This window comes from Muricoccus vinaceus (assembly GCF_042433125.1).
Lineage (GTDB): Bacteria > Pseudomonadota > Alphaproteobacteria > Acetobacterales > Acetobacteraceae > Roseomonas > Roseomonas vinacea.
The window spans coordinates 1-19,395 of record NZ_JBHLVZ010000065.1; the positions used below are offsets into that span (position 1 = coordinate 1).

The 19,395-nt window shown below is 66.0% G+C and carries 16 protein-coding genes; 12 read left to right on the top strand and 4 right to left on the bottom strand.

Going from position 1 to position 19,395, the window contains the following annotated elements; all coding sequences use genetic code 11:
* Positions 1 to 85: 85 nt before the first annotated feature.
* Together ACFFIC_RS18475 and ACFFIC_RS18480 are read right to left on the bottom strand one after the other, a co-directional pair.
* The gene (locus tag ACFFIC_RS18475) at positions 86 to 1,501 is read right to left on the bottom strand and encodes a phosphatase PAP2 family protein (RefSeq protein WP_377053038.1); all 1,416 of its coding nucleotides are present in this window, start codon (positions 1,499 to 1,501) and stop codon (positions 86 to 88) included.
* 31 nt (positions 1,502 to 1,532) lie between these two features.
* On the bottom strand, positions 1,533 to 2,369 hold the full coding sequence (locus ACFFIC_RS18480) for a class I SAM-dependent methyltransferase (RefSeq protein WP_377053040.1): 837 nt from the start codon (positions 2,367 to 2,369) through the stop codon (positions 1,533 to 1,535).
* A 237-nt stretch (positions 2,370 to 2,606) separates the two neighbouring features.
* Here ACFFIC_RS18480 and ACFFIC_RS18485 point away from each other — a divergent pair, with 237 nt between their 5' ends.
* From ACFFIC_RS18485 to ACFFIC_RS18535, 11 genes are all read left to right on the top strand, one after another.
* Positions 2,607 to 4,634, top strand: coding sequence for a hypothetical protein (locus tag ACFFIC_RS18485; RefSeq protein WP_377053042.1), 2,028 nt, complete (start codon positions 2,607 to 2,609; stop codon positions 4,632 to 4,634).
* 950 nt (positions 4,635 to 5,584) lie between these two features.
* Positions 5,585 to 6,526 carry a type I pantothenate kinase gene (gene coaA, locus ACFFIC_RS18490; RefSeq protein ID WP_377053044.1) on the top strand — a complete coding sequence of 314 codons (942 nt, stop codon included), beginning with the start codon at positions 5,585 to 5,587 and terminating at the stop codon, positions 6,524 to 6,526.
* 480 nt (positions 6,527 to 7,006) lie between these two features.
* Positions 7,007 to 7,930, top strand: a complete 924-nt coding sequence (locus tag ACFFIC_RS18495) for a LysR family transcriptional regulator (RefSeq protein WP_377053046.1) — start codon at positions 7,007 to 7,009, stop codon at positions 7,928 to 7,930.
* Positions 7,931 to 8,072: 142 nt separating this feature from the next.
* Positions 8,073 to 8,822, top strand: a complete 750-nt coding sequence (locus ACFFIC_RS18500) for an SDR family NAD(P)-dependent oxidoreductase (protein WP_377053048.1) — start codon at positions 8,073 to 8,075, stop codon at positions 8,820 to 8,822.
* A gap of 72 nt (positions 8,823 to 8,894) precedes the next feature.
* On the top strand, positions 8,895 to 9,731 hold the full coding sequence (locus tag ACFFIC_RS18505) for a transketolase (RefSeq protein WP_377053050.1): 837 nt from the start codon (positions 8,895 to 8,897) through the stop codon (positions 9,729 to 9,731).
* Entirely contained in the window at positions 9,728 to 10,783 is a 1,056-nt protein-coding gene (locus ACFFIC_RS18510; protein ID WP_377053052.1) for a transketolase family protein, read from the top strand. The genes ACFFIC_RS18505 and ACFFIC_RS18510 overlap by 4 nt, the downstream gene beginning before the upstream one ends.
* 40 nt (positions 10,784 to 10,823) lie before the next feature.
* Positions 10,824 to 11,819, top strand: coding sequence for a TRAP transporter substrate-binding protein (locus tag ACFFIC_RS18515; RefSeq protein ID WP_377053054.1), 996 nt, complete (start codon positions 10,824 to 10,826; stop codon positions 11,817 to 11,819).
* A gap of 100 nt (positions 11,820 to 11,919) precedes the next feature.
* On the top strand, positions 11,920 to 12,420 hold the full coding sequence (locus ACFFIC_RS18520) for a TRAP transporter small permease (protein WP_377053154.1): 501 nt from the start codon (positions 11,920 to 11,922) through the stop codon (positions 12,418 to 12,420).
* Entirely contained in the window at positions 12,417 to 13,679 is a 1,263-nt protein-coding gene (locus ACFFIC_RS18525; RefSeq protein WP_377053056.1) for a TRAP transporter large permease, read from the top strand. Before ACFFIC_RS18520 ends, ACFFIC_RS18525 begins: the two co-directional genes overlap by 4 nt.
* 69 nt (positions 13,680 to 13,748) lie before the next feature.
* Complete coding sequence (locus tag ACFFIC_RS18530) at positions 13,749 to 15,035, top strand: serine hydrolase domain-containing protein (RefSeq protein WP_377053058.1); 1,287 nt, start codon at positions 13,749 to 13,751, stop codon at positions 15,033 to 15,035.
* 83 nt (positions 15,036 to 15,118) lie between these two features.
* Complete coding sequence (locus ACFFIC_RS18535; protein WP_377053060.1) at positions 15,119 to 15,706, top strand: hypothetical protein; 588 nt, start codon at positions 15,119 to 15,121, stop codon at positions 15,704 to 15,706.
* A 10-nt stretch (positions 15,707 to 15,716) separates the two neighbouring features.
* Here ACFFIC_RS18535 and ACFFIC_RS18540 read toward each other — a convergent pair whose 3' ends face one another.
* A complete protein-coding gene (locus tag ACFFIC_RS18540; protein WP_377053062.1) occupies positions 15,717 to 16,493 on the bottom strand; it encodes an IS6 family transposase in 777 nt (258 codons plus the stop codon).
* Between ACFFIC_RS18540 and ACFFIC_RS18545 the strand changes: the two genes are divergently transcribed.
* Positions 16,477 to 17,537 (top strand): IS630 family transposase gene (locus ACFFIC_RS18545; protein WP_377053064.1). Its coding sequence is split into 2 segments (ribosomal slippage): positions 16,477 to 16,963 and positions 16,963 to 17,537, totalling 1,062 coding nucleotides; the frame shifts between segments, so codons are not numbered across the junction. The genes ACFFIC_RS18540 and ACFFIC_RS18545 overlap by 17 nt on opposite strands.
* Positions 17,538 to 18,321: 784 nt before the next feature.
* Here ACFFIC_RS18545 and ACFFIC_RS18550 read toward each other — a convergent pair.
* Entirely contained in the window at positions 18,322 to 19,353 is a 1,032-nt protein-coding gene (locus ACFFIC_RS18550) for an IS110 family RNA-guided transposase (protein WP_377053066.1), read from the bottom strand.
* Positions 19,354 to 19,395 lie beyond the last annotated feature (42 nt).

A 19,395-nucleotide genomic window follows, 5' to 3' on the forward strand; every position in this document is an offset into this window, starting at 1 on the left:
GCCTCCGTCCGACGCATGCTCCGAAGGCTCTGTCAGAAAACTACATGATCTCGGACGGACTCTAAGGCGATCGCGCTGAGTGCCCTCACGGAGGGATGGTGCCCGCGCCGTCGCCTCGCGCATGCTGGATTGCGCGCTCCGCCACGCGGCGGCCGAGCAGATCCGCTGCAATCACGTCGCTGGGGTAGTGGATGCCCGCCCAGATCCTGGACTCCCCGGCCTCGCGGGCCAGCGCCGCCAAGGCCTCGCCGTCACGCGGGAACAGGTGCGCCAGCACTGCCGCGGCCGCCGTCGAGAAGCAGGTGTGCGCCGACGGGTAGCTCGGGTGATTGGGCACGGCGATCACCGGGCGGAACTCGCGGTCCAACTGCATCGGACGAATGGTCCAGTACGCGTACTTCGCGTCCCAGCATGCGATCCCGCTGTCGTAAAGCGCCACGTTCAGCAACGCATAGGCGCGCGCCGCGCGGGCCGGGTCCGACGCTTGCCCGTACTCCATCAACAGCCGCCCCGCATGGTTGCTCCAGTACTCATGGCTGCGGAGGCCCCCGGCCGCCGCTTCCCAATAGAAGGCACGGGCGTTGGTGGACGGGGTCCGCTCCACGGCACGAAGCGCTGCCATCTCCGTCGCGCGCTCCACCGAATCGCTTGCTGGCGGCGGAGGCGGCCGAAACTCACCGCCCGAAGACATGAGCCATGGTACCCATCCCGGCGCCTGTGCCAGAGCTGGGTTGGAGCCCGTCCACCCGCCCGGGGCCGCTGGCACCGACCCTGTCCAGGGCTGATCCGTGCGGTCGCGCCTCGCCCGGTCCAATGCCGCAGCCGCGACTTGCCGCCCGAGCGCGGCCCCGGCCGTCACGTCGCTCGGATACGAGACGCCCGCCACCAGTCGCAGCCGTCCCGCCTCTTCTGCCAGCCGCGCGAGCTCGGCCGCGCGACCTGGAAAGATCTCGGACAAGATGGTGGCCCCGACAGCACCTGCGACGGCCTGCTCATCTGGGTAAGAGGGATGTGCGGGAGGCGCGACGGCGGGTCGCAGCCCTTCGTCGGCGGAACCAGGCCATGGGCGGTTGTAAGCCGCCTTGCTATCCCAGGCGGCAGCCATCGCGTCGGCCAGCGCGGTGTGCAGTACCGCCAGGTGCCTCGAGGCGAGATTGACTGGTATGCCGGCCCGTAGCGCCTCCTCCATCGCAATTTGGTTCCAGCGGTAGGACGGCGCGGCGGCGTTCCACCAAGCGATGCGCCCAAGCGTCTCCGCGTCGCGCGAGGCCTGCATCGCACGGAGCTGTCCCGCCTCCGCGCGCGTCGCCGCAGCATCGGGCGGCGGGGGCAGGCGGAACTGCCCCGCCGAGGCCAGCACCCAGGTCTGCCACGTCTTGGGATGCACCTCGGCACCCGCCGCGCCGATGGGCTGCGCGCGTCCGGTCCCGCACAGGACAACCGAGGCGCTGAGGAGCACAGCCGCGCCCCATGCGCGGCGGCTCTGTTTCAACGTGTTCATGACGTTTCTCCTTGATCGCGCACCACGGTTGTCACTGCCGCGTCACGACGACTTCGAGGTACTCGCTCGGCACGATCAGCGTGTCCGCGCCGCCGCGGTTAGCCCGCTCGATCAGCACGAGCATGTCGTTCTCCAGCGCCTCGGCTCCCGCGCCGTCGAGTGCCGCGAAAGCGCGGTTCATCGGGCCGTAGTAGGTCCGGAAGATCTCGAGCATGTGGGCGGCCGAGCGATAGCGGAAGTTGAAGACCTGCTTCGTCGCCGACACCGCTTGGCCCGGGAACAGATCGGCCAGCCGCACCTCCGTGCCCCAAAGCGCGGGCGAGCGTACGCCGGCTGGCGGCGGCAGGTGCCTCCCGATCGTCTTGAAGACCTGGCCGATGAAGCCCTCTGGCGTCCAGTTGGCGAGGCCGATCCGACCGCCGCGACGTACGACGCGGATCAGCTCCGCCGCAGCCTTCTCCTGGTCTGGCGTGAACATGACGCCGAGGGTCGAGAGCGCGACGTCAAAGCTCCTATCCTCGAACGGCAGCGCCTCGGCATCGGCGGACTGGAAGGCGACGACCAGGCGCTCGGCGGCTGCCCGCTCCCGACCCCGCTCCAGCAGCTCACCGACGTAGTCCGTCGAGGTCACCTGCGCGAAGCGCCGAGCCGCCGCGAGCGTGGCATTGCCGTTTCCGGCCGCGACATCGAGCACGCGCTCGCCCGCGCGCAGGTCCACCGCCTCACAGATCCGCTCGCCGATGATCTGCAGCGTGGTGCCGATGATGGCGTAATCGCCCGCGGCCCAGGTCGCCTGCTGACGGGTCTTCACGGCCGCGAGATCGGGCGCCGTGGCGGCTGACTGGGGCAGGATGGCAGATGCGGACATGATCATTCTCCTTGGGCCGAGCAGGGCTTCGATGCGCCGCCTCTGGAGCGGAGGCGGCTTGGGGTCGGGACACGGGCGGCGAACACGATCGCTCTTCCTTCCTGCGGTTCGCTGCTATGCTTACCGCCCGCACGCGGAGAGGACCCGCGGGCCCGTTGCCCAGCACGTCGCCTCCTCGCCCCCTTCTCGTAGCGGCAGCGCGTGGAGGTGGCCGTGGGAGGCGGCGTGGGAATGCGCATGGAATCGGACCCGCCAGGTCGGGGAGAGAGCGCTCCAGCGCTGGAGATCCGCCTCCTCGGGCCGCTGACCGTCCTTCATGCGGGCGTGCCGCTCACGCTGCCGGCATCGCGCAAGGTCCGTGCGCTCCTTGCCTACCTCGCGCTGACCCCGCAGCCCGCCCAGCGTGGCCAGCTCTGCGAACTCCTATGGGACGTTCCCAACGACCCACGCGGCGAACTCCGATGGTGCCTCAGCCGTATAAGGAGCGTCTTGGACGAGCCCGGCCATCACCGGGTCGAAACGCGGATGGACGCGGTCGCCCTGGACTTGGCGGGCTGCGCCGTGGACGCGATCGAGTTCGACCGTGCCGGGCGCGAAGACTTCGCCACGCTTTCGATCGTGCGCCTGAGAGCGCTGGCCAATCTTGTTGCCGGCGACTTCCTCGAAGGTCTCGAGATTGAGCGCCAGCCCATCTTCAATGCTTGGCTTATCGCCCGGCGCCGCCACTTTCGCGACCTTCACGCCGCCCTGCTGGAACAGCTCGCCGCACAGCTCGCGGACGCTGACGCGTCCGCAATCCTTGAGCGCTGGCTCCGGCTCGCCCCGTTCGACCTCCGACCGCACGAGGCCGTCCTGAACACGCTCGCGCGCCGCGGCCGCATCCGGGAGGGAGAGGAACACCTCGCTGCAACGCTTCGGCTATTCGCCGCCGAAGGCCTCGACGCCGCGCCCCTCCGAGCCTTGTGGCGGTCGGCCCGTTCCGGTGGAGGTCACGCCGGGGTGGATGACCCGTCAGCGCCCCGAACCGCCGCGACCCCCGTACCGCCTCCAACCTCGGCGGAGGTGACGCCCGTCACGGCCCGCCGGGCGTCGGTCGCCGTAATGCCGTTCACCGACCTCACCGCTGGGTCAACGCCCGGCGGAAGGCTCGGGGACGCGCTCACCTACGACGTGATCACGCGACTGGCGAAGCTACGCAGCCTGTTCGTGATCGCGCAGGGCACTGTCTTTGCACTGCGGGAGCGCGGCATAGCCTCGGCAGAGGCAGGCCGGACCCTCGGCGTCGACTATGTTGTGGGCGGATCGGTGCAGCGCCGGGGCAAACGCCTCGCCGTGGCGATCGAACTGACGGAGGCACGGACCGCGCGCATCGTCTGGGCCGAAGTCTTCGACCACTCGTCGGACGAGACTTTCCTCGCCCTTGAGGAGATCGGTAATCGGATCGTTGCTTCCATTGCCGGCGAGATCGAGGCGATCGAACGCAACCACGCTGTCCTGAAGCCGCCAGATTCACTCGACGCGTGGGAGGCGCATCACCGCGGCCTCTGGCACATGTATCGCTTCAACAAGCCTGACAATGAGCGGGCCCGGCATTTCTTTGAGACTGCCTTACGCCTCGATCCCACCTTCTCACGCGCCTATGCCGGCCTTTCCTTTACCCACTGGCAGAACGCGTTCCAGGGCTGGGCATCGCGCGAGGAAGAAATCGAGCGGGCCTACGCCTCCGCGGGGCAGGGCCTGATGGCTGACGACCGCGACCCCGCCGCGCACTGGGCCATGGGCCGGGCCCTTTGGCTGCGCGGCCGCCACGATCAATCGGTGGAGGAGCTGGGCAAGGCCGTGGAGCTGAGCCCGAACTTCGCGCTCGGCCACTACACGCTTGCCTTCGTGCATTCGCTGACTGGCGACCCGGCGGTAGCCGTTACGGCTGCTGAACACTCGCAACGACTCAGCCCCTTCGACCCGATGCTCTTCGGCATACTCGGCTCGCGCGCCATGGCGCTCCTGCGCCTCGGCCAGTTCGGGGAGGCGGCCGATGCGAGTTTGAAGGCCGCGGCACGCCCGAACGCTCACGCCCATATACTGGCGATCGCGGCCGTGTCCCTCGCCCTGGCCGAACGCCTGGATGAGGCGCGCGCCCATGTTGCCGTGATCCGCAGGACGCTGCCGAGCTACCGCGTGGACGACCTCATCGCCGCGATGCAGCCCGTGCCGGAGGGGGAAAGCCTGTTCCGGGAAGGTGCAAGGCGCATCGGCTTGGAGTAACGCCGGCTCCGACATGTCCTGAGACGCGCGTCGTATCCGACGGGGCTGGTCTCTCGGCCGCGGCGGGCGTGGGCACCGGAGCAGGCCGCCGGGGCAGGGGAGGGGACGCGTTGTCGGGCCTGCGCGAATGTGACGCGGCCTGTTCCGTCCGAAAAATAGGATTAGTGGACGGAATAGCGTTGCCGGACGTGCAGGTGTCCCCCACCACGCCACGCTAGAAGCAGATTTATGCAAAAACAGCATGTTATTTCGGTTTGGCCGTCACTTATGCACGATAATCTTTTATTATCGTGCCCAAGGGACAGGGACGGGGCGGTTGCCACAGGAAAGTGGCTCCTTGCACAGTTGTGTGGGCAGCAACAGGGACGTGAGGGCGCCCGCTGTACCCGCCGGAAAGAAGGGCAGGGGTGTGGGGACCAGCGCTGGATCGCCAGCAAAGGCGGAACTTTCCTGCCCCTGGTGGATGGAGTGTCTGCCCTGCCGCTTGCTCCCGTGGTGATCGCCGGCCGGGTCTAGCCAGAACGCTTGGTCGTAGCGGGCTGAGCTGGTGGCTGATTGCCATCGCCCACCGCTATGGCCAGTCCGGACGCCTGTGGGAGACCTGCCAGCCGGCAATTAGACCTTCCACGCGCGGCATCCTCGCCAACCACGGTAAGCCCGTGCGTCCAGCCGCGGCGCTCACGTCGGCTGAACCAGGGGAGGGCCGGCGTAGTCTCTGATCTCTTGAGGCGGTGGGCAGGCCAGATGAGCCTGCAACTGATGCAGGAGGTTCCCTGTGGCCATGAATGGGGGCGTGATGAGATAACCCGACGTGCATAGGATAGCTCCCATGAACGCCACGGCTCCGTGCACCACCGCCGACCTCACCCGTGACCTTCGCGTCCTAGACAGTATCGTGGCTGGCCACGCCGGTGCGTGTACGCCGCAGTTGCCATTCCTGTTCCTAAGCCGTGACTGAACTTTTCTCTCGCTTTCTGACCTTCTCCCGCGCCGAGTGGGCCCGCCTACGCGACGAGGCGCCTATGGCGCTCTCGGCTGAGGAAGTTGCTCGTCTTCGCACCATGGGCGACCGCCTCGACCTTGCGGGGGTAGAGGAGGTGTACCCCCCGCTCTCGCGGCTCCTGGCGATGCATGTCGAGGCGGCGCAGGCGCTGTTCCAGGCGCGGCGGCGCTTTCTTGGCGACACAGGGACGAAGGTGCCCTTCATCATCGGCATCGGCGGGTCGGTCGCAGTTGGTAAATCTACGACGGCTCGTGTCCTGCAGGCCCTCCTCTCTCGCTGGCCGAGGACGCCTCGTGTGAATCTCGTTACGACTGACGGCTTCTTGCGCCCGAATGTTGAATTGGAGCGCCGCGCACTAATGCGGCGGAAAGGTTTTCCGGAAAGCTATGACCTGCCAGCGCTCCTTCGCTTCCTCTCCGATGTGAAGGCGGGTGCGCACCTCGTACGTGCGCCTGTCTACTCGCACCTGACCTATGACGTGCTGCCGGGCGAGGCCGCGGTAGTGGACAGGCCCGACATCCTGATCCTGGAGGGCATCAACGTGCTGCACGCAGGTGCCCCGCCCCATGGCGGACAGAACGTGCCCTTCGTGTCCGACTTCCTTGATTTCACAATCTACATCGACGCGGCGGAGGAGGCGCTCGCGGGTTGGTACGTCGAGCGCTTTCTGGCGCTGCGCGACACTGCCTTTCGCGATCCCCAATCCTACTTTCACCGTTACGCCAAGCTGAGTGACGCGGAGGCCATCGAGACGGCAGACGCGCTCTGGCAGGGGATCAACCTTGTCAATCTGCGGGAGAACATTCTGCCCACGCGGGTGCGAGCGGACCTGATCCTGCGAAAAGAAGAAAACCATCAGGTCGAGGAGATTGCGTTGCGTCGCCTATAAGCGGTTGCAGGGATGTCCTGCTTCCTAACCAACCGTGAGCTTGTCCGTAGGCCTCCATCGCCGCCGTGCGGGGCAACTAGGTCGAAACAAACCCAGCACCTGCGCCCCGCGTAGCTGCTCGCAGAACACGACGACTCCTGCCTCGTCTACCCCGTGCGTCTAGAAAACACCCAATGTAACGTCCAGGCCAGTGTTGGACCAGATCGGGGGCAGCCAAATGGTCAAGTCGCCGCAACCGATCAGGCCCTAGCTGAACTCACGCCATTTCCGCACCCGGTAGCGGACCTTGGGACGTCCACCCCGTACCGCTTTCCTGCTCATGCACCACAGCCCACAGGACTTCCGCGATGACGGCAACGGTCAAGCGCATCTCCAACCCCGCCGCCTAGAGCTCAGAAACAGCCTAATCTAGCTCAGAAGCACCCTTGCCAGGTACTGTTGTCAAGGCATCAATGGCTGAACCACAGCTCTTGGTCCAACGTGTTTCACCACCTTCCCCTGAGTGCACTCCGCGCCTTCGAGGCTGCTGCGCGCACTGGTTCTTTCCGCCGGGCGGCGGAAGACCTTGGTCTGACTCCAAGCGCGGTGAGCCACGCCATCCGGGCGCTGGAGCGTGATCTTGGGACAGTGCTCTTCGAACGCGAAGGACGTTCGGTCAAGCTGACCCCCGAGGGGGACACTCTGATGCGGCATGTGGAACGCGGCTTTGGCGAACTACAACTTGGCATCAGCAGCGTTGCGGCCCGGCGGCCAGAACTCCTGAAGCTGCACAGCGCCCCGAGCTTCGCGGCGCAATGGCTCGTGCCACGCCTCGGGCGCTTGATGACAGAGTGCGAAGGACTGGATCTGCGGATCGCCGCCGGCACAGACTACACGCGCTTTCTCGCCGACGAGTTCGACGCAGATGTTGTCTACGGCACACCGTCATCGGACTTCCTGGGAAGCGCTGGCCTGCAAAGCATGATTGTACTGCCTCTTGGAACAGAAGTAGTGTCGCCGCTTTGTGCACCGTCCCTCGCACCGATGATCCGCAACGCGCAGGATCTTTTTGGGCAGGTACTCATCGAGAGCGACAACAAGCGCGTGCGCTGGCCCGCTTGGTTCGCCGCCAACGGCCTATCGGCGCCGTTGCCAAAGGGCCCGCGCTTCGACCGAAGCTTCATCTCGATCAGTGCGGCGGTTGATGGTCTTGGCGTGGCACTAGAGTCCACCATGCTGGCGGAACGTGAACTGGCCTCCGGCCGCCTCATGCGGCCGCTAAAGGGCATCTGCGAGGACGTGGTCTACACCGGGCATTGGCTCGTCTACCCAGCCAAGCGGCGCTATGCGCGTTCCATGACCCTGTTCCTCCGCTGGCTTGGGCGGGAACTGGAACTAGATGTTGGGCTCGATCAGGCAGAGTAGCCGGATCTCGGCTCCAAGCCGGAGGCACACGATCCCACCAAACTACAGGTGAATTAATCTCACCAAAACACGCGAATTTCTCGCTTGTTGGTGAGTGGATGGATAGCTCACATCTCCATTAACGAATAATGGAGGACGTCGAATGCTTCTCACCGGCAAGACCGCGGTGATCTCGGGCGCGGCAAGTGCCCGAGGAATTGGACGGGCTACGGCGAAGCTCTTCGCCGAGCACGGCGCACGGGTCGCGATCCTCGACCTCGATGCTCAAGGCGCCGCGGGTGCCGCAGCGGAACTCGGCCACGGGCATGTCGGCATTGGCTGCGACGTATCCGACCCTGGCAGCTGTCGGCAAGCCGCCGAGCAGGCGATCACGGCACTCGGGATGGTCGACGTCCTCATCAACAACGCTGGCATCTCCCAGGCCGTCAAGACGATGGAGATCCGGCCGGAGGACTGGAAGCGCATCGTCGACGTCAACATGGCGGGTGTCCTCTATCTGAGCCAAGCCTTCATTCCGCATATGCGTGAGCGTCAGCAGGGCTCAATCGCCTGCATGTCCTCCGTGTCGGCTCAGCGTGGCGGTGGCATTTTCGGCGGCCCGCACTACTCGGCCGCCAAGGCCGGCGTGCTCGGCTTGGCCAAGGCAATGGCGCGCGAGCTGGGACCGGACGGCATCCGGGTGAACAGCGTCACGCCCGGACTGATCCAGACCGACATCACCGGCGGCAAGCTGACCAACGAGATGCGGGCGGACATCATCAAGGGCATCCCACTGAACCGGTTAGGTGACGCAATCGACGTCGCACGGATCTACCTTTTCCTTGCCTCCGACCTGTCCTCCTACGTCACAGGCGCGGTGATCGACGTCAACGGCGGCATGCTGATCCACTAAGGACGTTACCCGCATCGGCGGGACCGATATCGACAAGCAAACGGGAGGAGACGCGGAATGGAAACGCGAACAATGCCGCTCGCCAACGCGCCGGCGCTAGAGGAGCGCGCCTGGCGCATCCGGCGCAACGCGCTGCGCATGGGCGAGGTGCAAGGCCAAGGCTACATCGCTCAGGCACTCGGTGTGGCAGATGTGCTGGCAGTCTCTTACTTCCACGCACTGCGCTATCGCCCTGAGGAGCCGGATTGGGAGGGACGTGACCGCTTCCTCCTTTCCATCGGACACTACGCCATCGCGCTCTACGCCGCGTTGATCGAGGCGGACATCATCCCGCAGGACGAACTCGAAACCTACGGCACCGACGACAGCCGCCTGCCCATGTCGGCCATGGCCAGCTACACGCCGGGGATGGAGATCAGCGGCGGCTCCCTTGGCATCGGCCTTGGTATCGCCATCGGCATCGGGCTTGGCCTCAAGCGCAAGGGCTCCGATCGCTTCGTCTACAACCTGATGTCCGACGGCGAGCTGGACGAGGGCCCGACCTGGGAGGCCGCCATGTCCGCGGGACACTGGCGCTTGGACAACCTGATCTGCATCGTGGACGTGAACCGTATGCAGGCGGACGGCGTCTCGACCGGTGTGCTGAACTTCGAACCGCTGCCTGCCAAGTGGGAGGCCTTCGGCTGGCATGTCCAACGGGTGGACGGCAACAACATCGGCGCCCTCGTCCACGCCTTCGACACCGCGCGCGGCCTAACCGAACAGAAGCCGCGCGTCATCATCTGCGACACGAAGATGGCGAAGGGCGTGCCATTTCTGGAAGCGCGGGAGAAGTCGCACTTCATCCGGGTGGACGAAGGAGAATGGAGCCTAGCCCTCGAGGCATTGGACGCTGGGAGGCAGACATGAACCGGGTCAAGCGGGGTCCCTGGCGCGACGGTTTGGTGGGCAGCCCCATGGCGGCGGTGGTTGATCCCTCCAAGCCGCGGCGGACCACATCGGCCATGATCGCCTCGATTGCTTCCGAAGGGCAGAAGACCAGCGCAGCGCCCTTCGGACATGCGCTGGTCGAGGCGGCACGGGAGCGGCCGGAGATCGTTGGTATGACGGCCGACCTAGGCAAATACACGGACCTGCACGTGTTCGGTGCAGCTTACCCGGACCGCTACTACCAGATGGGCATGGCCGAGCAGAACATGATGCTCGCCGCCGCCGGCATGGCGCATGAAGGCTTCGTGCCCTTCGTGACGACCTATGCTGTCTTTGCCTCACGTCGAACCTACGACTTCATTAGCCAGGGGATCGTGGAAGAGGGGCTGAACGTCAAGATCTGCTGTGCCCTTCCTGGTCTGACGACCGGCTACGGCCCGAGCCACCAGGCCACCGAGGATGTCGCGATCTTTCGCGGCATGCCGGACCTGACCATCGTCGATCCCTGCGACGCACTGGACATCGGCCAGGCCACGCACGCCATCGCGGCCCATGAAGGTCCGGTCTACATGCGCCTGCTACGCGGCAAGGTGCCGCTGGTGCTGGACGAGTACGATTACCACTTCGAGTTGGGACGGGCAAAGCTGCTACAGGACGGTGCCGACGTGCTCGTCATCTCCTCTGGCCTTATGACAATGCGTGCCTTGGAAGCTGCGAAGCTTCTCGGGGCAGACAACGTAAGCGTTGCCGTCCTGCACTCGCCGACCATCAAGCCGCTGGATGAGACGACCATCGTTCGTGAGGCCGCTCGTACTGGCCGCGCAGTGGTGGTTGCAGAGAACCACTCTGTCATTGGCGGGCTGGGCGAGGCCGTGGCGGGTGCGCTCCTGCGGAACGGTGTGGCGCCGCCCCTTTTCAGGCAGGTCGCCCTGCCCGACGCCTTCCTCGACGCAGGTGCCCTGCCGACCCTGCACGACCGCTACGGCATCTCAGCCGAGGCCATGGCGCGGAGCATCAAGAGCTGGCTTTAGCCCCTAGTCTCCACCCAAAAAGATCAAAACGGAGGAAACAATGATAACGTTCGAGACCACCCGTCGCACGGCGCTGCTCGGCGCTGCCGGTATCCTTGCAGCCCCAGCCACGCTGCGGGCCCAGGGCCAGGTGCGGCTCACGCTCGGCCACGGTGCCGCACCGGGCAATCCGCGTAGCCTGGCAGCCGAGCGCATGGCATTGCGGCTGCGTGAACGAAGCAATGGCCGGATTGAAATGCGCGTCGCCGGCTCCGCCCAACTCGGTGACGACGCGGCGATGCTGACGGCACTTCGAACCGGTACGCTCGACCTTTCGGTGAATAGCCAGGGCGCCTCATCGGCGGTGCTGCCAGAATTGGCGGCGCTCGGCCTGCCCTTCCTCTTCGCGGACCCTTCTGCCGCCTATCGCGTGGTGGACGGCTCGGTGGGCGAGGAGTTGGCGAAGCGCTTCGAGGGTGTCGGCCTCGTCTCTCTCGGCTTCTGGGACAATGGTATCCGGCACACGAGCAATAGCAAGCGCCCGATTACCCGCCCAGAGGACCTGCGGGGCCTGAAGGTCCGCACGCCGCCTGACCCGATGACGATCGACATCTTCCAATCCCTCGGCGCCGCGACGCAGCAGATCAACTTTAACGAGCTCTACGTTGCCCTGCAGCAGGGCGTGGTGGATGGCCAGGAGAACCCGCTCGCCAACATCCAGTCCTCCAAGCTGTACGAGGTGAACCGCTTCATCTCCCTCACTGGCCACAAGTGGGAGTGCAACCCGGTCCTTGTCTCCCGGATTGCCTGGGGTCGGCTCCGGGCCGATGACCGCAGCCTTCTCCAGGACGCCGCGAAGGAAGCGGCGGTGGAGCAGCGCAGGCTGTCGCAGGAAATCGATGCAAAGCTTCTGGCCGAGTTCCGGGCCAATCCCGTGATCGCAGTGAACGCCGTTGAGCAGGCGCCGTTCCGCACTGCCACGTCCGCGGTGGCCGAGCGCTGGGAGGCGCGGCCCTTCGGCGACTTCGTCAAGCGGCTGCGGGCCGCGGCCGCGTGAGATGGACAGCTCCTCCGTATCGCCAGCTCCGGCTGGCGACGGGGCGCCCCGTCATGAACAGGGAACGCCCCTAGGCGCGCTGATCACGGTCACCTTGGCCGTGGACCGCGGGATCGCCCTCCTCTGCCAGGGTGTCCTGCTCCTCACCGGCACCGCGCTCATGGTTGTCATGACCGCCAACGTTCTGGCCCGCTACGTCCTCGCGACCGGCGGCTTTGACTGGGCAGAAGAGGTGCCACAGCAGCTCTTCCCCTGGTTCATCATGGCGGGCGTCGCGCTCGCCGTGCAGCGGGGCGGCCACATTGCGGTGGAGTGGCTGATGGGCTTCTTCGGACGGCGGGGACGGCGTCGGGTCCTGCTCGCGGGCCATGTGTTGGTGGCGCTGGCCTATCTCGTCCTCTGCTGGCAGGCGCTGCAGGTGGCGGAAATTGTGGCCATTGAGCGCAGCCCCGCCCTCGGTCTGCCGGGCAGCTACGGCTACTGGGCCATCGCCGTCGGCTGCGTCCTGATCGCGGTCGGAACCGTCACCATCGCCATCCGCATCGCCCTGATCGGGCCGGAAGCTCTGCCAACGCCCAGTCCGGAGGAGATCCCGACATGAGCCTCACCCTGATTTTCGCCTTTGTGGTACTGATGATCGCGGTGATCCCAGTGGCACACGCTCTCGTCATCGCCTCCGGTGCCGCCTTGCTCTGGGATAGGGGCATGCCGCTGATGCTCATCGCGCAGCAGATGTTTCAGCAGACCCAGTCCTTTCCGATGTTGGCGCTTCCGTTCTTTATCCTGGCCGGCACCCTCATCATGGAGGGCAAGCTGGGAGAGGAGCTGTTGCGGTTCTCGGGCGAGATCATGCAGCGGGTGCGGGGAGGGGCGCTTTCCACCACCGTGGTCGGCTCGGTGGTCTTTGGCGGCGTCTCCGGCAGCGCGGTGGCCAATGCCAGCGCGCTCGGGTCGGTGCTCATCCCGTGGCAGAAGCGGCAGGGCTATCCGGCTGGGCTCTGCGCCGCTAACAACGCGACTTCGGCGGTCATCGACATTCTGATCCCGCCCTCCATCCCGATGATCCTCTACGCCGTCGTGAGCGGCGTAAGCATCGGCGACCTCTTCATGGCCGGCGTGCTCCCAGGCATTCTGATGGCCGCCGGCTTCGTAGGGGTCTGCTGGTGGAAGGCGCGTGGCCTGGACATCCGCGCGGAGGCTCGTCCGTTAGATCTGCGCCGGCTCATCCGGCTAGGGTTCTTCGCTTTGCCCGCCCTCATTCTACCTGTGCTCATCCTCGTCGCCCTTCGCTTCGGCTTCGCCACGCCGACCGAGATCGCCGTCATGGCGGTGATCTACGCGCTGGTGGCAAGCCTGGTGCTCTACCGCGACCTTTCGTGGGCGCGCTTTCGTAAAGCGATGATTGATGCCGGCATCGCCACTGGTATCGTCATGATGGTGATCATGGGCAGCGCAGTCGCGAGCTGGATCCTCACCTATGATGAGGTGCCGCAGCGCTTCGCCGATTGGGTCTCCTCCACCCTGCGCTCGCCCTGGCTTGTCATCCTTGCGATGAACCTCATTATGCTCGCCATCGGTGGCCCACTGGACCTCGCCCCGGCCATCCTGCTGCTAGCGCCGATCTTCGTCCCGCTGGCCGCGGAGATCGGACTTGATCCCCTGCAGCTCGGCCTGATCATGGTGATGAACCTCGGCATCGGCCTCTACACACCGCCCGTAGGAACCACGCTGTTCATCTCTTCCACAATCGCGGGAAGTTCGATGGGTGAGACGGTGAAAGCGCTCTGGCCATTCTTCTGGGTCGCGATCGTACTGCTCGCCCTTGTGAGCTACGTGCCGGCGCTCACCATCCGGTTCTGAGCCAGGGAGCGGAGCGTAACCAGCGGTGCCGAAAAAGACCGCTTGATGAAACAAGGAAGGAGACTGTCGATGATCGCACGACGCGCCGCGCTCACCCTACCCGCCGGGTTGGCCCTGATGGCCACCCACACCTCGCCCAGTGCGGCACAGGGCGCTGCTCCGCCGCTCGAGCGAGCCGAGCGACCCGAGGAGCTCGGCTTCTCACGTGAGCGTCTCGGCCGGCTGACCGCTTGGTACCAGGCCGAGGTGGATGCCGGCCGCATTCCCGGCGCCGTGGTGGTGGTCGGCCGAGCCGGTAGGTTGGCGTGGCACGAAGCAATCGGCATGCGCGACCGCGATACTCGCGCACCGATGCAGAAAGATACCCTCTTCCGTATCGCCTCCATGACGAAGCCAGTCACGTCGCTGGCGGCCATGATCCTGGTGGAGGAGGCCCGGCTGATGCTGTGGCACCCTGTCAGCCGTTTCCTGCCCGAGTTCAAAGATCTGAAGGTGGGAACAGAGGGCGCAGCGCTGGAGCGGGAGCCGACCGTGCTGGACTTGCTGCGGCACACTTCGGGCCTGACCTACGGTTCACCTACTGCGCCTGCGGGATCCATAGCCCGCGCCTACGCGGACGCGAAGGTGGGCGACCAGTCGCAGACCGGGGAGGCGTTCACTGCCAACATTGCCCGCCAACCCCTGGCGCATCAGCCCGGCCGCTACTGGGATTATAGCCACTCCACGGATGTGCTCGGGCGCGTCGTCGAGGTAGCTTCCGGCCAGCCGCTGGACCGCTTCTTCGCCGAACGCATCCTTGGTCCACTCGGTATGACGGAAACCGCCTTCCGGGCAGGGCAGGAACGGGCGGGGCGCCTCGCCCAACCACAGATCGATCCGCTCACCAACGCGCGCCAGTACATCCCGGCTTTGGTTGAGAGGCCCAATTGGTTCTGGGGCGGGCAGGGGCTGGTGTCGAATGCCATCGACTATGCACGGCTGTGCCAGATGTTCCTGGGCAATGGAAGCCTCGGAGACACGAGGGTCGTGTCGCGCTCTACTGTGGCGCTTATGGCGGCTGACCACCTTCCGCCGGGCACGGGCACTGAGCCGGAGGTCTTCCGTAACCAGGCGGTCCTCGCCCCGGTGCCTGAAAATGGGCACGGTTTCGGCCTTGGCTTTGTGGTTAGGAGCTCGGCGGGGCGTACACCCCTGCCGGGCAGTGCCGGTGACTATTCCTGGGCCGGCGCTTACGGGCCGTACTTCTGGATCGATCCGAAGGAGGATCTCTACGCGGTACTCATGATCCAAGGGCCGGCGAACCGGATGCACTACCGGTACGCCATGCGCCAGCTCGTCTATCAAGCACTTACCTGACGGGTGAAGGGGCTGCCGCGAGATTGGGGGGCGAGGCCGAGAAAGGTAGTTTCAGGCCTATTTTCCCGTCGAGGTAGGATAGCGTGGTCTGGATCGTGAAGCTGGTGAGCATCGGGGCCGAGGACGAGGAACACAGCACCGAGGTCATGCGGATCGCCAAGCCTGGCAACCTCACTGATCTGGCCAGCTTGGGCCTAACCTTGGCCGAGGGCAAACGGCTGCTGGCTGGCGTTCAGCGGGAGATCGTCGCCGCGCAGGCCCGGGTTCATGCCGTGCACCGTCCGGCGTGCCGCGGTTGTGCCGCGTCCTACCGGATCAAGGACTACCGCCAGCACGCGCTGGCCACGCTGTTCGGCCAGATTGCCGTCCGGCTGCCCCGCTTCCACTGTGCACGGTGTGCCACGACCCAGGCAGGCGTGGGATGGCCGCCGCACGTCCGCTTGACCCCAGAGCTGGACCGGTTGCGGGCGCAGTTTTCTGCCCTAATGACCTACCGGACCGCCGCCGAGATGTTGGCGCAGTTGTTTCCGGTGGACGCAGGCACTGATCCCGAGACCTTGCGCCGGCATACCTTCAAGGTCGCCGAGAGCCTGCCGGTGCCGGTGACAGCCGAGCCGGCAGCTTCGGTTCTGTCAGCTCTCGCGCCAGCGATGCCGTCGCGTGCCGCCTGAGGCTGTTTGCCTACCCTGCCGAGAGAATGGCGAGGGCGCTTTCCGCGCGACGGAGATGAAGCACCCGACGGCGGTTGGCGGGAACATGCTGGTTGTGACGGACGCGAGGGCGGAGGTGGTTGCGGAGTTCATCGTAGCTGCGGCAGAAGCGCTCGGCCGAGGTGAAGCTCTTGAACCCGCGCATACATCGGATGCGGCCTTTTATGCCCCGGTGGTCCTGCTCGAGCCCGTTGTTCCTATAAGCACTGGTGCGGTGAGTAACCCATTTACCAAGCGTCGAGCGGATCGCCCGCGGGTAGGAGCCATGCCCGTCCGTGGTGACTTGGTCAGGGACGATGCCCGTGGCGGACCTGGCCGAGCGGAAGAATGCCTTCGCGGCCGCCATGTCGCGGTGCTCGCTGAGCATGGTGTCGACGAGGTCACCGTTCCGGTCGATTGCGCGATACAGGTAGCACCAGCGTCCCCGGACCTTCAAATATGTTTCGTCGACGTGCCAGGAGCGGTGCCCGGGGCCGCCCTTCCTGCGCCGACGCTGGCGCAGTTCCCCTGCCAGAACCGGCGCGAGCTTGGCCTCCCACTTCCGCACCGCCTCGTGGCTAAACACCATACCGCGGATGAGGAACATCTCCGCCAAGTCCCGCAAGGTCAGGCGGTAGCGCAGGCGCCACAGCACCACTAATACCAACCGCCTTAGCCACTGACTCGGATGTGATCCCGCCCGTGCGGCGGTTGTGATTCGCTCCTCGTGACGGCTGGTCTGGGAGGTTGGGATGGCGTTGGCGATCACGCGGCAGGATCGTTCGGCGGCGGAACTCCGGAAGTCAGCGGCGCGGAGCCGTGATGCAAGTGCGGCACGCCGGATGCTGGCGATCGCGCTGGTGCTGGAGGGATCTTCGCGTGAGGAGGCGGCGGAGAGCTGCGGCATGGACCGTCAGACGCTCCGCGATTGGGTGCACCGCTACAACGATGAAGGGCTTGCCGGGCTGGTGAACCGCCGTGCTCCGGGTCCGGCGCCACGGCTCTCGAGCGAGCAGGAGGCGATGGTGGCCCGCTGGGTGGAGGAAGGACCGGATCTGGAGCGAGACGGCGTTGTGCGCTGGCGGTGCCGTGACCTGCAGGAGCGGATCAGAGGCGAGTTCCGGGTGAGTTTGCACGAGCGCACGGTCGGCAAGCTGCTGGCCAAGCTGCGCTTCCGTCGTCTTTCCGTGCGGCCACAGCACCCCCAGAGCGACCCCGCCGCGCAGGCGGCCTTTAGGGGGGCTTTGCTGATCGGGTGAAGGAAGCCGTCGGCGCGGTTGCGCCTGGCACACCCCTTGAGATCTGGTTCATGGACGAAGCTCGTGTCGGCCAGCAGGGCACGCTGACACGGATCTGGGCCAAGCGGGGCACGCGCCCGCGTGCCGTGCGCGATCACCGCTATACCTGGGCTTGGCTCTTCGGTGCAGTCTGCCCTGAGCGCGCGATCGGCGCCGCTGTCGTGCTGCCCGAGGTCAACGTGGAAGCCATGAACATCCATCTGGCCGAGATCAGCCGCTGCGTGACCCACGGCGCGCACGCTGTTCTCGTGCTCGACGGCGCAGGCTGGCACACGTCACCCAGGCTGCGCCTGCCCGGGAACATCAGCCTCCTGCCGCTGCCGCGCTACGCGCCCGAGTTGAACCCGGTGGAGAACGTCTGGGAGTTCCTGCGCCAGAACCTGCTCAGCCATCGCGTATGGGACAGCTACGACGCCATCGTCGACGCCTGTTGCCACGCTTGGTCTGCCCTGATGAGCACGCCAGAGCAGATCGCCTCCATCACGCGCCGCTCCTGGGCACGGGTCAAAGTCTGAGGCGGTTGGTATAAGGCGATCACATCGCTCGGGTACTGTGCCCGGTTCAGCGCTCCCGAACTGCGCTCGTTGAACCCTCGGCCGCAGGCGCGGCACCGGAAGCGCCGGTAACCCTGGGCCGTACGGTCCCGCCGTTCGGTCGTCTCCGCCGAACCGCAGTCTACGCACTCCATTCCAGGCTCCCAGCCGCCTCCCAACCCGTCAGGAACCTATCCATACCTGCCCCCGCTCGCCAATCCGGCCCCCCCTGGCGCGAACTCTGACAGATCCATCGAGACAGCGAGAATCGAGAAAGAAGGCTAGGAGCAAGGCAGAGCAGCAGCCGTATTGGTTAACGTGCAAGCGCTAGCCCGTGCCGGTCAGAGAGTGTATTGCACGGGTCCGCTTGGCGATCTGGGTGAGTTAGGATCCTGATGGGGTGACGATCCGTCATCCTCCAGGAGAGCGCAGCTTGCCGTTCAACGTATGGCCCGCCCCGTCCGCAAGGGATTTCTCACGAGCCAGTCTGATCAGTCTACGTCAACGTATGGCCCGCCCCGTCCGCAAGGGATTTCTCACGAGCCAGTCTGATCAGTCTACGTCAACGTATCCGGTCTCGGAGCAACGCCCCGGCCAAGATGGAGATCCGCGCATTCTGGTCCTCTTAAGGCACATCGGCGTCGAGCGCCATTGAACGGCACAGGGTTCCAGAACACCGGTCGACTGTCAGGCCATCTCGCTTCCACCACCCGCAGACCTCGTCAGTCGCTCACGCCAAGATGGCGCCCGCGACTGATCTCGCGAGCTACGGGGTTCCCGCAGCTCCAACCTCGAACCCGCGTCCGCTGCGCAGAACTGCGCAGGCCACCCGCGCCAACTTGGCCGCGAGCGCCACGACGACGGTGTTCTTGTGGGCCCGCTGCAGCAGGCCGTGCAGCCATCGGCTCAGCGCTGTGTCCGTCTTAGACAACACCTTGAGTGCCGCCCGTGCGCCGTGGATCAGCATCTTGCGCAGGTAGACATTCCCTCGCTTGCTGATCCCCAGCAGCTTTGGCTTGCCTCCCGTGGTCATCTGCCGCGGAACCAGCCCCAGCCAGGCCGCCAGATCCCTTCCTCGCCTGAAGGTCTCGGCCCTGCCAACCGCCGCCACCAGGGCTGTCGCGTTCAGCGGCCCAATACCGGGAATCGTGGTCAGTAGCCGGGCCGCCTCATCGCTCCGGGCTTGGGCCGCGAACTCCTGGTCGAAGGCTTCGATGCGCCGGTCCAGCTCGCGCCATTCCGCCCGCTGGTCCTCCACCAGCAGCCGCGTGCGCGGGCTGAGCGGAACCCGCTCCTCGGCGAGCAGGGTCTCGAGGTAGACCTCCAGCTTGTGCCGTCCCTGGGGCACGGTGATGCCGCGCTCGAGCAGAATGGCGCGCAGCTGGTTGATCAGCGCCGTCCGCTCGCTCACCAGCCGATCACGGGCGCGGTGCAGGCTCTGCATGTCGAGTTGCGCCTCGCTCTTGAGCTCAACAAAGCGCATGGTCGGGCGGGTTGCCGCCTCGGCGATCGCCTCCGCGTCCCGCTCGTCGTTCTTCTGCGCCTTCACATAGGGTCGGACATACTCGGGCGACATCAGCCGCACCTCGTGCCCCACCTCGCGCAGCCTACGGCCCAGATGGTGCGCCCCGCAGCAGGCCTCCATCGCTACCACGCAGCCCGGCGACCCCGCGGCCAGCTTGACCACGCCGTCCCGGTGCAGGCGCCGCCGCAAGACCACCCGCCCAGCCCGGTCCAGCCCCACCACGCTGCAGCTGTTCTTGCCCAGATCTACCCCGAGAACCGCGATCTCCAACATGGGTCAGCTCCCTTGCCCCTGGTTGCCACGCCAGCTTACGCT